The organism is Bradyrhizobium cosmicum (assembly GCF_032290525.1).
Classification (GTDB): domain Bacteria; phylum Pseudomonadota; class Alphaproteobacteria; order Rhizobiales; family Xanthobacteraceae; genus Bradyrhizobium; species Bradyrhizobium cosmicum_A.
Genome location: NZ_JASXTA010000001.1, coordinates 1 through 16,661 on the forward strand (window position 1 = coordinate 1; position 16,661 = coordinate 16,661).

Consider the following 16,661-nt stretch of genomic DNA (forward strand, 5'->3'; position numbering starts at 1 on the left):
CTCCGAATCGTGGGAGCCTTAAACGGCGCCCAGTCTTTGGCACTCTCGTGCCCGTGGAGGAGCCGTCCACAGCATCAAAACCGGACCTGGACGAAGAAGCAGCTAGCCTGCTGCCTCCCGTCGCTCAGAGCTAAAGCACAGAAGGTCCATCTCTTCCCTGCTGATAGCAGTCCGAAAAATTCGGCAAGTGTGTTCGGCCTGTACCTTGCTCCTGGTCTTGGAGCCCGTTTCCGTCAGAAAGATGCACTGTCTGCAACTATCCGCATGGGCAGCATGCTCGGCGGTGCCGAGCCGATCCAAGAGATGACGAAGCGCGTCTCGGAAGTTGTGAGCGCCAAACTCAACCGTGGTAATTGCAGTGACAAGCGGCGCGATGGGATCGCGTGTCAGGATCTTTTCTCCTTGCGGCGTAACACAAAGAACAACTGAGCGCTTGTCTTTGTCGGAGCCCTTGCGCTCCAAGTAGCCCTTCACCTCAAGCTGCTTGACCATCTGGGAAACCGTGGCCCGAGTGGTGCCGACGAATTTTGCCAATGCGGAGGGGGTTCGCGAGAACCTATTTGCACGAGCAAGAAATCGCAGCGCCATCCATTCTCGATCACGCATCCCGTGCCGAGTACCATCGAAATGCCAACTGTTTGCCGCTTGCTGAAGCAGGTCGACTGCTTCCCGTGCTGCCGTGATCATCCCGCACCCGCTCACATGTCCCGAGCGCATGCTTATCGGGTTGGGTTCCTCGGTGCACTTTAAATCCGACTAAAGAACTACATACGATGGTTTACACGCTGCGATTGCAACCGATCCGACAATGATTTGGACGCGAGCTGCCAAATGCGGACCATGCTTCCTGCCTTGCGCCGGAAGTGCAGCACCTCTGACCCTTACCGACTCGTTCCAGTTGAACCTTTTCGGGATTTCCGGGACCCAAACTCTATGGGGTTGGGAACGGAGGTTTCCATGACGAAGCATCGAAGGATTTCCGGATTCGTGGCCGTCGCCCTCCTTGCTGCCACCACCACCGCAGTCGCCATTAAGCCATACTCGTCCTCTGCCGATCGTCCCGCAGCGTCGGCCAACGCGATATCAATCGGAGAACTCACAGCCGGTGCCGGCAAGCTTCCGACTGATGAATTCGATGACCAATCAGTGATCTATTCGAAAAAGCGCTAAGCGAGAGGCCGCTCAAAAAGGTCTCCTGAAGGTAATGCTATGCTCCCAGCAATTCCCTTGCTGGCTGATTTTTTCAAAGAGAATTTCTGTTTCGAACAACCTCTGAGGAGGTTTTCATGTTCAACCGATTTCTTTTGCTCGCGGTCATAGCCTCTCTAACGTTAGCATTTTCATCCAAAGCCTATTGTCGTGATGGTGGTTTAGAGCCCAGCGCGGTTACCGGGTCGCGTTCGGTTCTGCTGCGTGCCGACGCAACGCGAACTGCGGACGACTTGTTGGATGAAATTGTGACTTGGCTCTCCTCGAATTTCGATCTGCCCGCCATCAAAGAACGTCCAGCCATCGAATTTGCGTCGCGGATGAAGCTTGCGACGATGCGGGCCGGAGATGGTGCCCTTTCGGAGGGGCTCACAAAGCATGATGATCTAAATCAACCAGGGCAGCGTCAGGTTGTAGCCCTCTACAACGACAAGTCAAAAACGATCCTGCTCCCGGATGACTGGACTGGAACCTCACCAGCCGACCAATCGATCCTGGTCCACGAAATGGTCCATCACCTCCAGAATCTCGGCAAGCTCAGGTTTGACTGCCCGAGGGCGCGAGAGAAGTCGGCCTATCTGGCTCAGGACGAGTGGCTTGGGCGTTTCGGAATGAGCTTGGAGAAAGAGTTTGACGTCGACATGTTCACAGTACTGATCTCCTCAGCATGCATGTTTTGATCAGAATTAGATGGCCAGACTCTTGGCAGTCATTGCAATCATACTGGGGCTCCTGGTGATGGTAAGGGAGCAGCAGCATCAGTTTATCTTGCTGCCAACGGGACCCATGCCGGCGACGCTCATCCCCTGATTGGGGCGGGGCAGCCAATCGACCTCAGACGCTGCGACCCAATGTCCGTTCCGGGTCTTGGCTGTGTGAAAACGCCAGGACGCTGGCGGCGATAGAACAAGTTATTCGCTCAAGACCGTCTTCGCGGTCAAACTCGCAAGTGTATTGAATTTAGAGAGCGAACTGAAGAATGTAATTCTAGCTGAGCTTCGATCTTTCGCGTTTTCACACAGCCTGGGTCAGAATGCGAAGATCTCAACGTGAGCAAATCCGGTCCGCCATGCCTTGGTGAGCGGACCTCGTGGAGGACTGCCAGCACTTCGCCGATAGGCCAACAACGGAAGCGTCGTCTTTATTCGATTACTTCGTCGGCGCGGGCGAGCAGCGATGGTGGAACCGTTAGGCCGAGTGCCTTCGCCGTCTTCAAGTTGATCACCAACTCATAGTGTGTCGGCTGCAAGACGGGCATTCCCGCCGGATTTGCGCCTTTCAGGATTTGCCCGACGTAGTCTCCTGCTTGTCTGTACATCCAGCTGATGCTCGGACCATAGCTCAACAGGCCGCCGGCCGAGGCAATCTGTTGCACAAAGCCCATAGCCAGCACTTTATGCCGTAGTGCGAACGAAGCGATCTGCTCGCGCCGGTCCAGCAAGATCGGATCACTTGCGGTAATCAATGCTTCGGCCTTGGCACTCAGCAACTGTTGTAAAGCGGTTTCCATTTCGCTTGCGTTTCTTGCGATGAGTGTGACCGTCTCCAGGCCAAGTTTCTTTGCCCCTGCTTCGGCATCCCCTTCTTCGATCTTGAAGTTCGGGTTGGTCGGATTCATTAGCAATGCAATGCGGGAAACATCCGGGGCAATTTCCCTGAGCAACTCGACTCTCTTTGCGCCAAGCACATTTGGATTGAAAAGGATGCCAGTCACATGCCTGCCGGGGCGGTTTATGCTTTCGACCAATCCATGGCGGACCGGATCTCCGCCAATAGTAAACACAACGGGCACCGTATCGCTCGCAAGCTGCGCCGCCCGGGCCGAGGCGACATCTCCTGTGGCGGCAATTGCGGCCACGCCCATAGCCACAAGTTCGGCCGCAAGCGTCGGCAGTACGCTATAATCACCGCGAGCCCACCGTTCCTCAATTCGAACATTGCGGCCCTCGACGAAGCCCGCCTTCGCCAGACCTTCTCGAAAAGAGTCAGCATTGAAACGGTAAGTATCCGGCGACGCGCTGTTCAGGAAGCCAACCGATGGCATCTGCCGCTGCGCCAACGCGGCGAGCGGCAAAGCAGCCGCGGCACCTCCGACGACCGCAACGAAATCCCGTCGTCTCATCTACGCCCCCTTGGCAGGACACGACAACGGTACCTCTAAAGGCGCTTGCCCGATAGGGGGCGGCAAGTCCGGTTTGGGTCATTCGCGTCGGTTCGCCGGTAGCTCGACGACTTCCGGTCTACTCCCCGCTTCGGACACTTCGCTGTAGCGCGCAAACTGGAGCAGTGGGCCCACATGCGGACGCATCGCGAACGTAGCAGTTCGCAACCTCCGATCGCCCGCGTCAGCGCGCAGCAATCAATTCCGCCACGGCCGGGGCGATTAATGGGACATATGGTGGTTCAGCCGCGCTTAGCGCCCGCGGTGACCTCGTCTTTGTGGGCAGCGAATGCTTCCAGAACTTCGGTCTTCTCGCGCTTCGGGATTTTGAAGTGATCCAGGCTCCGTCCGAGTTCGGCTGCGACCTCGTCGAACTCTGCGGGTGAGATCCGGAGGTTGCGATGGGCCTCCTCAAGGCCAAGCGGGCTTGCGCCGGGTTTGGTTGCTGCAAATTTGTAGGGGCCACCCGAAACGTCGCAGACCCACAACGTGCGCATAAATTTGAGGCCGGGGAGCCTTTCCAGGCTCTTGGTGTGCCATTCTCGGAGCTGCGCATTCTTGGACTTCTGGCCGACGATGGGATTCTTCACGACGGCATCACTGAAGTGATCCACTAGAGCCGCGATGGCGAAAACGCCGCCCAGCCGCTCATAGAGGCTTTTCTCAGGCGTGGTTTGCTTATTCTGTGCTTGCGCGTTGTTCGCACTCGCCAAAGCCATTGGGACAGCAATCATTGCCAATCCGGCGACGATGCTTCGTCGCGTGATAGAAGTCGAACGAGCCTTTGTCATTGGCACCTCCTTGGGGATGGCTCGAAAGGCCTCACCGCCTTGAGCACGGTGTGTCGTAGCTCGGCGTCCTCCGATGCCAACGGGTGCGCCGCCATTGTTGGCGTTCAGACCTCGTCTGATCGGCGCTCTCCTTGCTGTCTCCTTGGATGGCTTTGAAGCGAAGAGGTTCCCGTCAAAAATCGAAGTGGACGAACAAAATCCGCGCCGTGGCTCACGAATGTCCGGACGGGGGTCCAAAAGCTGACATCAGCTTGGAGCGCGACGATGTCCGCTCCGGCCGAAAGCGGCCGGACGCTGATCAAGCAGCCTGATCCAACCTGTGGGGAACGACAGGGATCCGTCGATCATGGCAATCTGCTCCGGCATGAAAAAACCCGCGCCGGATTGCTCCGCGAGAGCCTGCCGCTATGCGATCCGCCAGCCGCGCGACACGCCGATATGGAAGCGGGAAGCGTCCTGGACATGTCAGTACCAGCCTGATCGGACATCAAGTTATTCGGGTTCGCTTGATCGCCATTGGCGAGTAACGGCTGGACGGCGCGACCCTAGATCATGGCACGCGCGCAGAAGATTTGGGTCGCAGTCAGGATGCGATTTACGTCCACATGTGCTAAACTGGCAGCCAGATATTGGGCGTAGACCATGAACGACCCATCTATCACACGACGTTTGGCTGCAATTTTGGCAGCGGACGTTGCCGGCTACAGTCGCTTGATGTCGACGGATGAGGAAGCGACCCTTCGGACCTTAGGCGCCTATCGTCGCACGATGTCAGATCTGATATCCGAGCATGCGGGCAGGGTTTTTGGGACCGCCGGAGATAGCGTAATTGCGGAGTTCAGTAGCGCAGTGCAGGCCGTACGCGCCGCCGTTGCAATCCAGCGCTCGCTCGATCGCCACAATGCCGATCTTCCTCAGGACCGCCGGATGGACTTTCGGATTGGCATCAACGTCGGCGACGTGATGGCGGATGGCGACAACCTGCTCGGCGATGGAGTGAATGTAGCTGCGCGCCTCGAAGGGGTGGCTGAACCGGGCGGAATTTGCATCTCAGGTGCAGTGCGCGATCAGATCGAAGGCAAGCTGAAATTTGCACTCACGCCGATTGGACAGCGCGCACTGAAGAATATTAGCCGTCCGGTCTCGGTCTACTCTGTGGATTGGCAACCTGAGCATCCGGTCGCTGCCGGGGTATTGGGCGGCGCGCTCGCACTTCCCGACAAGCCCTCAATTGCCGTACTGCCATTCTCGAACATGAGCGGAGATCCAGAGCAGGAGTATTTCGCGGAGGGGATCACGGAGGACATCATTACTGCTCTCTCTCATCACCGATGGTTCTTCGTCATCGCTCGGAATTCGACGTTTGTCTACAAGGGGCGAGCCGTTGACGTGAAACAGGTCGCTCGCGAATTGGGCGTGCGATACATTCTTGAAGGCAGTGTACGGCGGGCTGGGCAGCGCGTGCGGATCACGGGACAGCTAATCGAAGCAGAAACAGGCAATCACCTCTGGGCCGAGCGATTCGACCGCGATTTGGCGGATATATTCGCCATTCAGGACGAGATCACACAGAGCGTAGTCGGTGCCATCGAGCCTGAGATGCTGCTGATCGAAGGAAAACGTGCCTTTCGCAAAAACGTCGGAAATCTCGATGCGTTCGATTGCTGCATGCGTGCGATGTGGCATTTTTCGCAGCTCGCATCTGAGGATCACAATCAGGCCGTAACCCTCATCAGACAGGCACTGACGGTTGATCCAAACCTTGCACAAGCGCACATGACGCTTGCCCGCACCCTGAACGCCCGCATTTGGTATGGCTGGAGCGGCGATCCCGTGAACGATGTGTCGGAGATCTATGCCGCGGCGGCGCGTTCAGTCTCGCTCGATGACCGCGACCCCTACTGCCACTACGCTTTTTGTTGGGCCAGCTTGTTAAGGAAAATGCACACGCAGGCGCTTGCGGAAGCGCAACGTTCGATTGACCTTAATCCGAATTTCGCATTGGGCTTTTTCTCACTCGGGTTGGTTCGCGTCCATATAGGGCACTTCAACGAAGCTCTCGACTCCTTGCTTCGCAGCCTCCGCCTGAATCCCAACGATCCGCAGGCGGGAAGCTTCCTGAGCTTCGTTGCGTTGGCTCATTACCATCAGGAGAATTACGAGGAGGCTGTGCATTACGGCGAATTAGCGGTCCGTGCACGACGCCCCTATCTCGCCCTGAGAGTTCTCCTCGCCAGCCTCGGCCAACTTGGACGCCTGGAGGAAGCACGGCCGTTATTGCAGGAATTCATCTCGCGACAACCGAAAGACCCGCAGCGGCAGTTTGAAGTTACAACGCCCTATCTCGACTTGAAGTACCGCGATCACCTCGCCGAAGGTTTGCGTCGAGCGGGTGTCGCATACTTGCGATGACGTCAAGATCTCCATTTCGGGCGTGCTACAATCTCTCTCTGATTGTTGAGGTTCATTGCGATGATCAGCAAAGCGGATGTTGTTGTTATTGGTTCGGGCGGCCTTGGAGCGGCGACCGCTTATTATCTTGCCAAGCGCGGCGGTCTCACCGTTGCCTTGCTCGACAAGCACGACATTGGTTCGCAGACGTCACCCCGCGCGGCAGGAATGGTGAGTTGCGTTCGCAAGGGCGACCTGATGATCACTCTCATGAAGGACGCCTGCCGAAAGATCGAGAGCTTCACCGAGGAAACGGAGCAACCGCTGGATTGGGTTCACTCGGGCAGTTTGAAAATCGCTCGACGGCCCCAAGATGCCGACGTCATCGCGGCCGATCTGCAACGCGGGAAGCGCATGGGTCTCGATGTCGAAGAGATTTCGCCGGGCGCCGCTTGCCACCTAAATCCGTTTCTAAAGCCAGCCGGCGTCGTGGCGGCGCTGCGCATCGGTGATGATCGATACTTCGACCCTGCCCAAGTGGCAGTTGGGTTTGCGCGCGGAGCCCAAACCAAAGGCGCCATCTTGCTGCCAAGGACCAATGTGACTGAAATCATCATTGAAGCAGGGAAGGTTACTGCCGTCCAAACCACCGGGGGCCAGATTCGAACACCTGTCGTTGTTGATGCCGCTGGCGCCTGGACGCGGCAGGTGGCCGAAGCGAGCGATATCTCAGTCCCACTCGTGCCCACCCGTCAGCAGCTTATCGTGACGGAGCCTTTGGAGGGCGCGAGGTCGGACCTGCCGATGGTGAGAATAATGGATGCAGCGGTCTACATCCGGCCCTGTCAGGGAGGTTTCTTGTGGGGCGTCTATGAGGAAGGTCCCCGCTTCTTCGATATGAAGGTTCTCGGTCCGGCCTTTGACGTCAAGGATATGCCGCTTGACGTCGAGGTACTGTGGCGTGCCGCAGAGGAGGTCAAGGCGCAGTTGCTTTTTCTGCAGACGGCGAAAACGCGTGAGTTTCGCGGCGGCATACCAACGATGACAGCCGATGGCCATCATATCCTGGGCCCTGCACCAGCCGTGAAGGGTTTCTTCTTTGCCAGCGGCTGCAACGTTGCCGGTCTCTCGATTTCGCCGACCTTCGGCGAAGCACTAGCGGCATGGATCCTCAACGGACAGCCGCCGATCGACCTTTCGCCAATGTCGCCAGCGAGATTCAGCAACAAGAACTGGTCCGAGGAACAGCTCCAAAGAGACGCTGCATGGCAGTACCGCCATTTCTACGGCGCGGTTTAACATGTCAATGGCAGCGACCACCATCCGTCGATCATGGCGCGTCGCTCCAGCATGAAAAACCCGCGCCGGATTGCTCCGCGCGGGTGTTACGAACTTTCGATGATGCCACTATGCCAGTGTTTTGCCCGACGTGTCAAAGCGCAACATCGCCGTGCTCCGGCGCCGATGCGCCCGTCCAGGAAGCGTGTTTGGCACGAACTTGAAACAACAAATGATTTCAATACCCCCGCTACTGTGCATGGGGTTGTTTTCGCATTTTTGTTTTACGCTGGTCGAAACCGCCGCACTCACCGCCGTCCGCGCGGCGCCTCGGCCTTCGCCGGTTGCTCGGTCTGCGGTCCGCAACTGGCGGCCGCCAGCGAGCCTTGCGCCTGCGGCATCAGGCCCGGCTCGGGGGCGAGCGCCTTCATCACGATCAGGCCAGTGGTACTCGGCGAGTCGATGATCAGGCGGTCGGCCGCGGTGACCTCTTCGTCCTCGGGCAGCTCGTTGTGCTGCGCTTCCGTCATCAGGTCGAGCTCGATCACCTTCCGGCCCGCGGAGCGGTCGTTGATCGCGTAATAGGCGATCTCGTTACGGGTGTAGAACGACACCGAGGTGTAGGCCTGGCTGACCGGCACCGTGAGCTTGATCGGTCCGCTTGTGAGGTCATAGCGGCAGATCGCGAGCGCAAAGGCCGGATCCATGAACGGCATCGGTGAGGTCTGCGGATCGGCCAGCGGAAGCTGGGTGACGCCGTTGAGCTTGGTCATCGGCGTCAGCCGCGAATAGGCGTCCTGCGTCGCGATCCGCGGCAGCGCCAGCACGCTGACGAGGTGGACCACGAGGCCCAGCACCACGCCGGCGACGATGGTGAACAACAGGCGGATCATGAGCAGCCCACCGTCTTGATGGTAGGCATCGGTGCATCGCGCTGGGTGCGGGTGGCAACGCCGACCGGCGTGTCGTAGAGGCGCAGCATCAGGGCGTAGCGCTCGATACCGCCGGTCGGCAGCCAGTTGCCGGCGCGCGAGCGCGAGGCGATGCGGATCTCGAACGAGCCGTCGGACTGCCGCACGATCTCCTGGCTGGTGAAGCCGTAGCGCTGAAGCGAGTTGGCGACGAGGTGGCCCTTGCGGTCGTACAGCGTCAGCGTCCAGAACCGCGCCGGCGGCGTCACGCCGGAGACGACGACGTCGCAGCGGCCGTCGAGCGCCTTCTTCCTGTCGTCCGCGGTTGCGGTGAAGGCGACGCCGTCGCCGGTGCCGATCGGCAGCTCGCCGTTGCGCACGATGGTGGCGCGCGAATAGGGATCGACGTCGGCGGTGCCGGTGCGCGGACGTGCGGTCCAGGGGCCGATGGTCAAGGTGCCGATCTCGGTGCCGCGCGTCGTCGTCATCCAGGTCGCGCCGACGCCCACGACGGTCGCGAGCAGAAGGGCCGACAATGTGATCAGGATCAGCCGCACGGGTTTCGATCAGTTCTTGCGCGGGGCGGGGGCGTTCACGTTCTCCTCCGCATAATTCTGCGGGAAGGCGAGCGCGCTTGTCGACGACGGCTTGGCAGGCCCCGCGTCGTTGGCAGTCGATTTGGTCGCGGTCTTGGCGGCGTCATCCAGCAGCTTCTCGACGCGCACCAGAATGTCGGCGCCGCGCTTGGTCAGCACGGGCGGTGGGCCGGGCTTGGTCTCCAGCACCTTCGGCGCCGCATTGGCCTGCGCGTTGGCGACGGGCTCGCGCGGCAGCTTCTGGCCCATGCCGACGCCGGGGATTTCCCTGACCTCGACGCCCTGATGCGCGGCCAGCATGATGTCGTGCCAGGTCTGCGCCGGCAGCGAGCCGCCGGTCATGCGGTTGGTCGGCGAATAGTCGTCGTTGCCGTACCAGACCGCGCAGCTGAAATTGCCGGTGTAGCCGACGAACCAGGCGTCGCGATATGCGTTGGTCGTGCCGGTCTTGCCCGCCGTCGGAATGCCGTCGAGCGCGGCGCGGCGCGCGGTGCCTTCGCTGACGACGTGGCTCATCATGCCCGCCATGTCGGCGGCAACGGAAGCCGGGATCGCCTGCCGCGGCTTCGGGCCGTCGCGGTCCCAGCGCCAGACCAGGTCGCCCGCGCCGGTGCGCACCTCCAGCACCGCATGCGGCGTCACCGCTTTGCCGCGGTTGGGGAAGGTCGCGTAGGCGACGGCGTGTTCGAGCACGGTGACTTCGTCGGAGCCGATCGGCAGCGAGGGTGTGTCAGGCAGCGGCGCCTTGAGGCCGAAGCGGCGCGCGACCTCGACGATCTTGGCGCGGCCGATCTTGGCCGGGTTCGGCGCCTTCGGCTGCTCCTTCTGGCCGATCGCGATCGACAGCTTGACCGGGACCACGTTGATCGAACGCGTGATCGCCTGCGTCAGCGTCACCGCGCCGGAATAGGAATGGCCATAGTTCTGCGGACACCAATTGCCGATGCAGACCGGGCCGTCGACCACGATCGAGTTCGGCGTAAAACCGTTCAGGAGCGCGGTGGTGTAGACGTAGGGCTTGAACGAGGAGCCGGGCTGGCGATAGGCGTCGGTGGCGCGGTTGAACTGGCTGGCGCCGTAGTCGCGGCCGCCCACCATGGCGCGGATGCCGCCGTCGAGATCGGAGACGACGGTCGCGGCCTGGGTCGCGTGATAGTCGCGGCCGAACTGGCGGAGCTGGTTTTCGACCGCGTCTTCCGCCGCCTTCTGCACGTTGGCGTCGATCGCAAGGCGCACCACGAAGACGCGCTCGGTGTACGACTTCGGGAAGGTGTCGACCAGCTTGCGCATCTCGTCGAAGGCGTAGTCGAGATAGTAGTTCGGCGAGGCCTCGTAGCGGCGGTCGACGGCGAAGGCCGGATTGCGGCGGGCGCCGAACACCTGGCCCTCGGTCATGAAGCCGGCGTCGACGAGGTTGTCGAGCACGACGTTGGCGCGGGCGCGGGCGGCGGGCAGGTTGATGTGCGGGGCGTATTTGGTCGGGGCCTTGAACAGGCCGGCGAGCATCGCGGCTTCGGCAAGCGTCACGTCGCGCGCCGACTTGTTGAAGTAGAAATGCGCGGCGCCGTCGACGCCGAAGGTGCCGCCACCCATGTAAGCGCGGTCCAGATACAGCTTGAGGATCTCGTTCTTGGTCAGGCGCCATTCCAGCCAGACCGCGAGGAAGGCTTCGTTGACCTTGCGCTCAATGGTGCGCTCGTTGCTCAGGAACAGGTTCTTGGCGAGCTGCTGGGTGATCGAGGAGCCGCCCTGGCGGACGCCGCCGGCTTGCGCGTTGGTGACGAGCGCGCGCGCGGTGCCGGCGATGTCGATGCCGAAATGCTCGTAGAAGCGGCGGTCTTCGGTCGCCAGCGTCGCCTTGATCAGCACGTCCGGAAAGTCTTCCAGCGGGATGGAGTCATTGTGCTTGATGCCGCGGCTGCCGAGCGGATTGCCGTAGCGGTCGAGGAACGACACCGCGAGATCGGACTTCTTCAGCCAGTCCTCGTCCGCGGTCTCGCGGAAGGCGGGGATGGCGAGCGTCAGCATCACGACGAGGCCGCCGAGCCCGAGCGTCGCGGCTTCCGACAGCGGCTCGATGAACACCCAGCGCTTCCAGTGCCCGACATAGAACCGGTCCATGAAGGTCGAGTAGCGCTCGTAGAGCTCGCGGATGCCCTTGGCGGAGAAGAACAGCGAAGAATCGATGCGCGCGTCGAGGTCCAGAAAGAAATTCCGGACACGGCTCTTCCAGTTGGATGGTATGTTCTGGACCACCTGGAACCCTTGAGGCTCGCTTCGACAGCGTTCAAGCACCCGGCCGGGGCGGCACCGAGACGTCTTGCGGGATTGTTACGGCAAACCCAAGGCGGCGGTTTCGCGTCCGAGGGGACTTGCTGTTCCTTCTAGCCGAGCAGGGCCTATAAACCAATGGTCAGGCTCGCGATTTTGAACAACAGGCCTAATTGACCCCGGTTCATTACGGGCCTCGCGGCGGCGTTGCTTGCGGCAACATGGCCGCACGCCCTAGATGGTATCAGCCGTAGCTCTTTCGAACCCTTGTTGAGGCGCATGACCGCAGCTCCCAAACGACCTTCAGGCCAGGAAGGATTCTTCTGGAAAACCAAGACGTTGGAAGAGATGTCTGGGGATGAATGGGAGAGCCTGTGCGACGGCTGCGGCCGCTGCTGCCTGAACAAGCTCGAGGAGGAGGACACCGGGGAGATCTATTTCACCCATGTCGGCTGCAAGCTGCTCGATGCCGGAACCTGTGGCTGCAAGGACTACCCGAATCGTTCCCACAAGGTTCCGGACTGCGTCCGCCTGACCCCTGCCAATGTCCGCACCCTGAACTGGCTGCCACCGAGCTGCGGCTATCGGCTCGTCGCGGAGGGCCGCGACCTCTATTGGTGGCATCCGCTGGTCTCCGGCGATCCCAACACCGTGCATGAAGCTGGCGTCTCCGTGCGCGGCCGGGTCGAGGGCAGTGAGGAGCAGATCCCCGACGAGGATCTCGAGAACCACATCGTGCAATGGCCGGCCGTGCTGCCGAAACGGGCCCGCCTGAAGCGACGCCCGAAGGACTGATCCGCCCGTGATGTCGGATCACGTCTGCGGGATGACCCCATGATGGGATGCACCCATGCGCCGCGGTGCCTGCCCGAGAAGAACTTTCCTCGCTACATTGCCTGCATAGAACGAATCCTTCGCGGCGTTGCGCCGCTTCACGGCTTCCGATCGAGATGAACAAGTTCGACCGGCAGAGCAGTTCTGCCGACATCCAGGCGTTGCCCGACGATATCGCCGAAGAGCTGTCGCGGCTTCCGAGCGAGGTTTTGAGCGTCGACGACGCGCCCTCGCTTGCGCCGCCGGCGCCGCTGTCGCAGGACGAGGTCCGGACCATCGTAATCAGCCTGATGCTGACGATGTTCCTGGCCGCCCTCGACCAGACCATCGTGGCGACGGCGCTGCCGACCATCGGGCGCCAGTTCCACGACGTCTCCAACCTCTCCTGGGTCATCACCGCCTATCTGCTCGCCTCGACCGCGGTGGCGCCGGTGTTCGGCACGCTCAGCGACATCTACGGCCGCCGCGTCATGCTCATCATCTCGCTCAGCCTGTTCGTCGCCGGCTCGGTGCTGTGCGCGATCGCCCCGAACATGCCGATGCTGATTCTCGCGCGCGGCCTCCAGGGCCTCGGTGGCGGCGGCATCATGCCGGTGGTGCAGACCGTGATCTCCGACGTCGTCTCGCCGCGCGAGCGCGGGCAATATCAGGCCTATTTCTCCAGCGTCTGGATGGTCGGCGGCATCTTGGGCCCCGTCATCGGCGGCGTGTTCGCCGAGCATCTGCACTGGTCGATGATCTTCTGGATCAACTTGCCGCTCACGGCCGCGGCGCTCGCGCTGCTGCTGCCGAAGATGAAGAAGATCCCGGTGTTCCACCGCAAGCGCAAGGTCGACTGGCTCGGCGGCGTCCTGCTGATGGCCTCGGCCGTCGTCTTCATGCTGGTGCTGACCTGGGGCGGCACGCGCTATGCGTGGCTCTCGCCGACCGTGATTGCGATGGTGGGCGGCGCCGTTGCGCTCGCGGTCACCTTCGTCTGGCACGCACGGCGCGCCGACGAGCCGTTCCTGCCGCTGAAGCTGCTGACCGGATCGGTGGCTCCGTTCGCGCTGACGGCCGGCGGCTGCGGGCTCGGTGCGATCACCGGCCTCACCGTGCAGCTCCCGCTCTATTACGAGTCGGTTTATCGCCTCAGCGCCAGCGAGGCCGGCCTTGCGCTGATCCCGCTCGCGGCGGTTTCGACCGTCGGCGCGGCCGTCGCCGGCCGCACCATGGCGCGTGCAAAACACTACAAGCGCGTTGCCATCATCGGCACGTCCTGGGCCGCGCTGTGCGGACTGGCCCTCACGGTCACCACCTTGCCGCTGTGGGGCCTGCTGACCTTGATGGCCGCCTTTGCGCTCGGCCTCGGCACGACATTCCCGGTCTGCGTGGTCTCGCTGCAGAACTCGGTTGCCCGGCCGCAAGTCGGCACCATCACCGGCGCGATGAACTTCTTCCGCTCGCTGATGTCCTCGTTCACGGTCGCGGCCTTCGCCGCGATCCTGCTGATCGCGCTCGGCGCCGACGTTCCGCTTGCCGGCGAGCATCACGCGGCGGGTGCGGTCGCAATTCCTTCCGACGACATGCGGCACGCCTTCCGCTACGTCTTCGGCGCCGCCACCGCGCTGATGACCACCGCCGCGCTCTGCCTGGTCATGATGGAGGAGCGGCCGCTGGCTGGTCCGACCGTCACGCAGCAGGTGGAGATGGCGGAGTAGGGCCTAGCCGCCGTCTCCCGGGAAGCTGCTCTTTCGCGGCAGCAGAATGGTGAATTCGGTGAACGCGCCTGGCTCCGTCGCGACGTCGATCGTGCCGCCGTGCTGCTTCACGATGATGTCGTGGCTCATCGACAGTCCGAGGCCGGTGCCTTCACCGGCCGGCTTGGTGGTGAAGAACGGGTTGAACATTTTTGCCTTCACCTCGTCCGGAATGCCGGTGCCGTTGTCGCGGATGCGGATCTCGACATTGTCGCCGCGGTCGCGGGTCGCGGCGGTCACGACCGGTTCGTAGTCACCGGCGCCGTCATCGGCCTTGCGCCTGGTCACCGCGTAAAAGCCGTTCGAGATCAGGTTCAGAAGCACCCGCGTGATCTCCTGCGGAAACAATTCGGCGGATCCTGCCGCCGGATCGAGCTCGCGCTTCAGCGTCACGTCGAATTGCGGCTTCTCGGCGCGCGCGCCGTGATAGGCGAGGTTGAGGCTCTCCTCGAGCAGCGCGTTGACGTCGCTCAGCCGGTGCTCGCCGCCACCCTCGCGCGAATGCAGCAGCATGTTCTTGACGATGGAATCGGCGCGCCCGCCGTGCTGCACGATCTTTTGCAGATTGTCCTTCAGCAGTCCCGTCAGTTCGTCGACTTCGCCGCGGATATTATCCGCCAGCGGGACAGGTGCCAGCACCCCGTTCAGCTCGTCCGTCAGCTCTGCGGAGAGCGAGGCAAAATTATTGACGAAGTTGAGCGGGTTCTTGATCTCATGCGCGATGCCGGCGGTGAGCTGGCCGAGCGAGGCCAGCTTCTCGGTCTGGACCAGGCGGTCCTGGGCCGCGCGCAAATCGTCGAGCGATTTGGCAAGCTCCCGCGTGCGGTCCTGCACCTCGTTGAACAGCCGCGTGTTCTCGATCGCGATCACGGCCTGGTCGGCAAAGGTCTTGAGCAGGCTGATCGCCTTCTCCGGGAAAGGGCCGGCCTCGTGGCGCGTCACGCCGATGGTGCCGATCGCAACGCCGTCGCGCAGCATCGGGATCACGAGGATGCTGCGATAGCCTCGCGTCCGCGCCAGCTCCCGCATGGCCTCCGTAAGATCAGGCTCATTCTGCATGTCGCTGCGGAAAGCGAACTCTCCGCTCGTCGCCACCCGGCTGTGAATGCCCGATGCCGCAAGCGGCGCCGGGAACGAGCTGAGCAGCTCCGCGTTGCCGGCCTCGACGTCGGTGGTGAAGGCGGCCAGATGCAGCATGCCGTTGACGACGCGGGTAACGGTGGAGGAATGTCCCCCGACCAGCGCCTTGGCGCTGTCGGAGATCGCCTGGAATACAGGCGTGATGTCTGCGGGCGAGGCCGCGATCACCTTGAGGATGTCGGCGGTCGCGGTCTGCCGTTCCAGCGCCTCCCTTGTCGCGTTGAACAGGCTGACGTTCTTGATCGCGATGACCGCCTGGTCGGCGAAGGTCTGCAGCAGCCGCACATGATGTTCGCCGAAATGGCCGGTCGCGCGGCGCGTGGCGATGATGACACCGATCGCTTCGCCCTCGCTCATCAGCGGCGTGAACAGCATGCTGCGATAGCCGCGGGCGCGGGCGATGTCGCGCGCAGCCGGCTCGAGCTCGGTGTCGGGCAATTGCGCTTCGGCACCATTGGCAACCAACCGGTAAGGCGGAAATTGCGCGAAGGGCACCGGGAACGAAGATAGCAATACGCGATCGCCGGCGGGATCGGTCGGCGTGAACGCCGCAAGGTGTGCGGCGCCGTCGACATAGCGCAGCACCGCGGTGGAGAAGCCGCCGATCAGCCGGTTGGCGCTGGCCGCGATGGCATCGAAAACCGGCTGGACGTCGGACGGCGATGCCGCCATCACCTTGAGAATGTCGGCGGTGGCGGTCTGGCGCTCCAGTGTCTCGCGCGTTTCGTTGAACAGTCGCGCATTCTCGATCGCGATCACGGCCTGGTCCGCGAAGGTCTGGAGCAGCTCCACGAGATCGGGCGCGAACGCGCCGGGCTGGGCGCGCGTCACGCTGATCATGCCGACCGGGGTGCCCCGGTTCATCAGCGGCATGAACAGCACGCTGCGAAAGCCGCGCAGCCGCGCCAGATTCCGGTTCAGCTCCGGAACGTCGTCGGCCTCGCTGTCGGGAAACTGGATCGTCTCGCCGCCACGCACGAGAGCAAAGGTCGGAAAGTCCTCGATCCGTCGCGGGAACGAGGCCTTCAGCCCTTCGTCCGCCTCCGGACTGGTCGGCGTGAACGCCACGAGGTGCAGCTCGTCGCCGATGAACTGAAGCACGGTGGCGGAGAAGCCGCCGAGCAAACGCCTGGAACTCGACGCGATCGCAGCGAATACCGGCCGGGCATCCGACGGAGAGGCCGCGATGGTGCGCAGGATCTCGGTGCTGGCGCTCTGGCGCTCGCGCAGCCGCGCGTTCTCGACCGCGGCCGACTGCATTTGCCGCTTGAGCTCGTCGATGTCGTTGGAGGGGGAGGTCATTCCTGATCCAGCTTGATGCCGCGACCTGCGCGGCACCG

Annotated in this window: 14 protein-coding genes; 7 read left to right on the plus strand and 7 right to left on the minus strand. The window is 62.1% G+C overall.

Features of this window, described 5'->3' with window-relative positions; all coding sequences use genetic code 11:
* Nucleotides 1-102: 102 nt before the first annotated feature.
* On the minus strand, nt 103-687 hold the full coding sequence (locus tag QSV46_RS00005; RefSeq protein ID WP_314944624.1) for a MarR family winged helix-turn-helix transcriptional regulator: 585 nt from the start codon (nt 685-687) through the stop codon (nt 103-105).
* 270 nt (nt 688-957) lie between these two features.
* On the opposite strand from QSV46_RS00005, the gene QSV46_RS00010 reads away from it, so the two are divergent.
* On the plus strand, nt 958-1,170 hold the full coding sequence (locus tag QSV46_RS00010) for a hypothetical protein (protein ID WP_314944627.1): 213 nt from the start codon (nt 958-960) through the stop codon (nt 1,168-1,170).
* A gap of 116 nt (nt 1,171-1,286) precedes the next feature.
* Nucleotides 1,287-1,889 (plus strand): DUF6647 family protein, encoded by a 603-nt coding sequence (locus tag QSV46_RS00015; RefSeq protein WP_314944628.1) that lies wholly within the window; start codon nt 1,287-1,289, stop codon nt 1,887-1,889.
* Nucleotides 1,890-2,350: 461 nt separating this feature from the next.
* Here QSV46_RS00015 and QSV46_RS00020 read toward each other — a convergent pair whose 3' ends face one another.
* Together QSV46_RS00020 and QSV46_RS00025 are read right to left on the minus strand one after the other, a co-directional pair.
* The gene (locus QSV46_RS00020) at nt 2,351-3,331 is read right to left on the minus strand and encodes an ABC transporter substrate-binding protein (protein ID WP_314944631.1); all 981 of its coding nucleotides are present in this window, start codon (nt 3,329-3,331) and stop codon (nt 2,351-2,353) included.
* A gap of 281 nt (nt 3,332-3,612) precedes the next feature.
* Nucleotides 3,613-4,161, minus strand: a complete 549-nt coding sequence (locus QSV46_RS00025; protein ID WP_314944633.1) for a group 1 truncated hemoglobin — start codon at nt 4,159-4,161, stop codon at nt 3,613-3,615.
* 264 nt (nt 4,162-4,425) lie between these two features.
* Between QSV46_RS00025 and QSV46_RS00030 the strand changes: the two genes are divergently transcribed.
* The 3 genes from QSV46_RS00030 to QSV46_RS00040 all read left to right on the plus strand — a co-directional run bounded on the left by QSV46_RS00030 (nt 4,426) and on the right by QSV46_RS00040 (nt 7,851).
* The gene (locus QSV46_RS00030; protein ID WP_314944635.1) at nt 4,426-4,641 is read left to right on the plus strand and encodes a hypothetical protein; all 216 of its coding nucleotides are present in this window, start codon (nt 4,426-4,428) and stop codon (nt 4,639-4,641) included.
* Nucleotides 4,642-4,803: 162 nt separating this feature from the next.
* Nucleotides 4,804-6,573 (plus strand): adenylate/guanylate cyclase domain-containing protein, encoded by a 1,770-nt coding sequence (locus tag QSV46_RS00035; protein ID WP_314944637.1) that lies wholly within the window; start codon nt 4,804-4,806, stop codon nt 6,571-6,573.
* 60 nt (nt 6,574-6,633) lie between these two features.
* A complete protein-coding gene (locus tag QSV46_RS00040) occupies nt 6,634-7,851 on the plus strand; it encodes an FAD-binding oxidoreductase (RefSeq protein ID WP_314944639.1) in 1,218 nt (405 codons plus the stop codon).
* A 287-nt stretch (nt 7,852-8,138) separates the two neighbouring features.
* On the opposite strand, the gene QSV46_RS00045 is transcribed toward QSV46_RS00040, so the two are convergent.
* The 3 genes from QSV46_RS00045 to QSV46_RS00055 are packed head-to-tail and all read right to left on the minus strand — an operon-like array spanning nt 8,139 to nt 11,593.
* A complete protein-coding gene (locus tag QSV46_RS00045; RefSeq protein WP_314944640.1) occupies nt 8,139-8,723 on the minus strand; it encodes a DUF1254 domain-containing protein in 585 nt (194 codons plus the stop codon).
* Nucleotides 8,720-9,298, minus strand: a complete 579-nt coding sequence (locus QSV46_RS00050) for a DUF1214 domain-containing protein (protein WP_314944641.1) — start codon at nt 9,296-9,298, stop codon at nt 8,720-8,722. The genes QSV46_RS00045 and QSV46_RS00050 overlap by 4 nt, the downstream gene beginning before the upstream one ends.
* A gap of 9 nt (nt 9,299-9,307) precedes the next feature.
* Nucleotides 9,308-11,593, minus strand: coding sequence for a PBP1A family penicillin-binding protein (locus QSV46_RS00055; RefSeq protein WP_314944644.1), 2,286 nt, complete (start codon nt 11,591-11,593; stop codon nt 9,308-9,310).
* A gap of 294 nt (nt 11,594-11,887) precedes the next feature.
* On the opposite strand from QSV46_RS00055, the gene QSV46_RS00060 reads away from it, so the two are divergent.
* Complete coding sequence (locus QSV46_RS00060) at nt 11,888-12,403, plus strand: YcgN family cysteine cluster protein (protein ID WP_314944646.1); 516 nt, start codon at nt 11,888-11,890, stop codon at nt 12,401-12,403.
* A 155-nt stretch (nt 12,404-12,558) separates the two neighbouring features.
* Nucleotides 12,559-14,142 (plus strand): MDR family MFS transporter, encoded by a 1,584-nt coding sequence (locus QSV46_RS00065; RefSeq protein ID WP_314944648.1) that lies wholly within the window; start codon nt 12,559-12,561, stop codon nt 14,140-14,142.
* A 3-nt stretch (nt 14,143-14,145) separates the two neighbouring features.
* On the opposite strand, the gene QSV46_RS00070 is transcribed toward QSV46_RS00065, so the two are convergent.
* A complete protein-coding gene (locus QSV46_RS00070; protein WP_314944650.1) occupies nt 14,146-16,623 on the minus strand; it encodes a GAF domain-containing protein in 2,478 nt (825 codons plus the stop codon).
* Between the last annotated feature and the right edge of the window lie 38 nt (nt 16,624-16,661).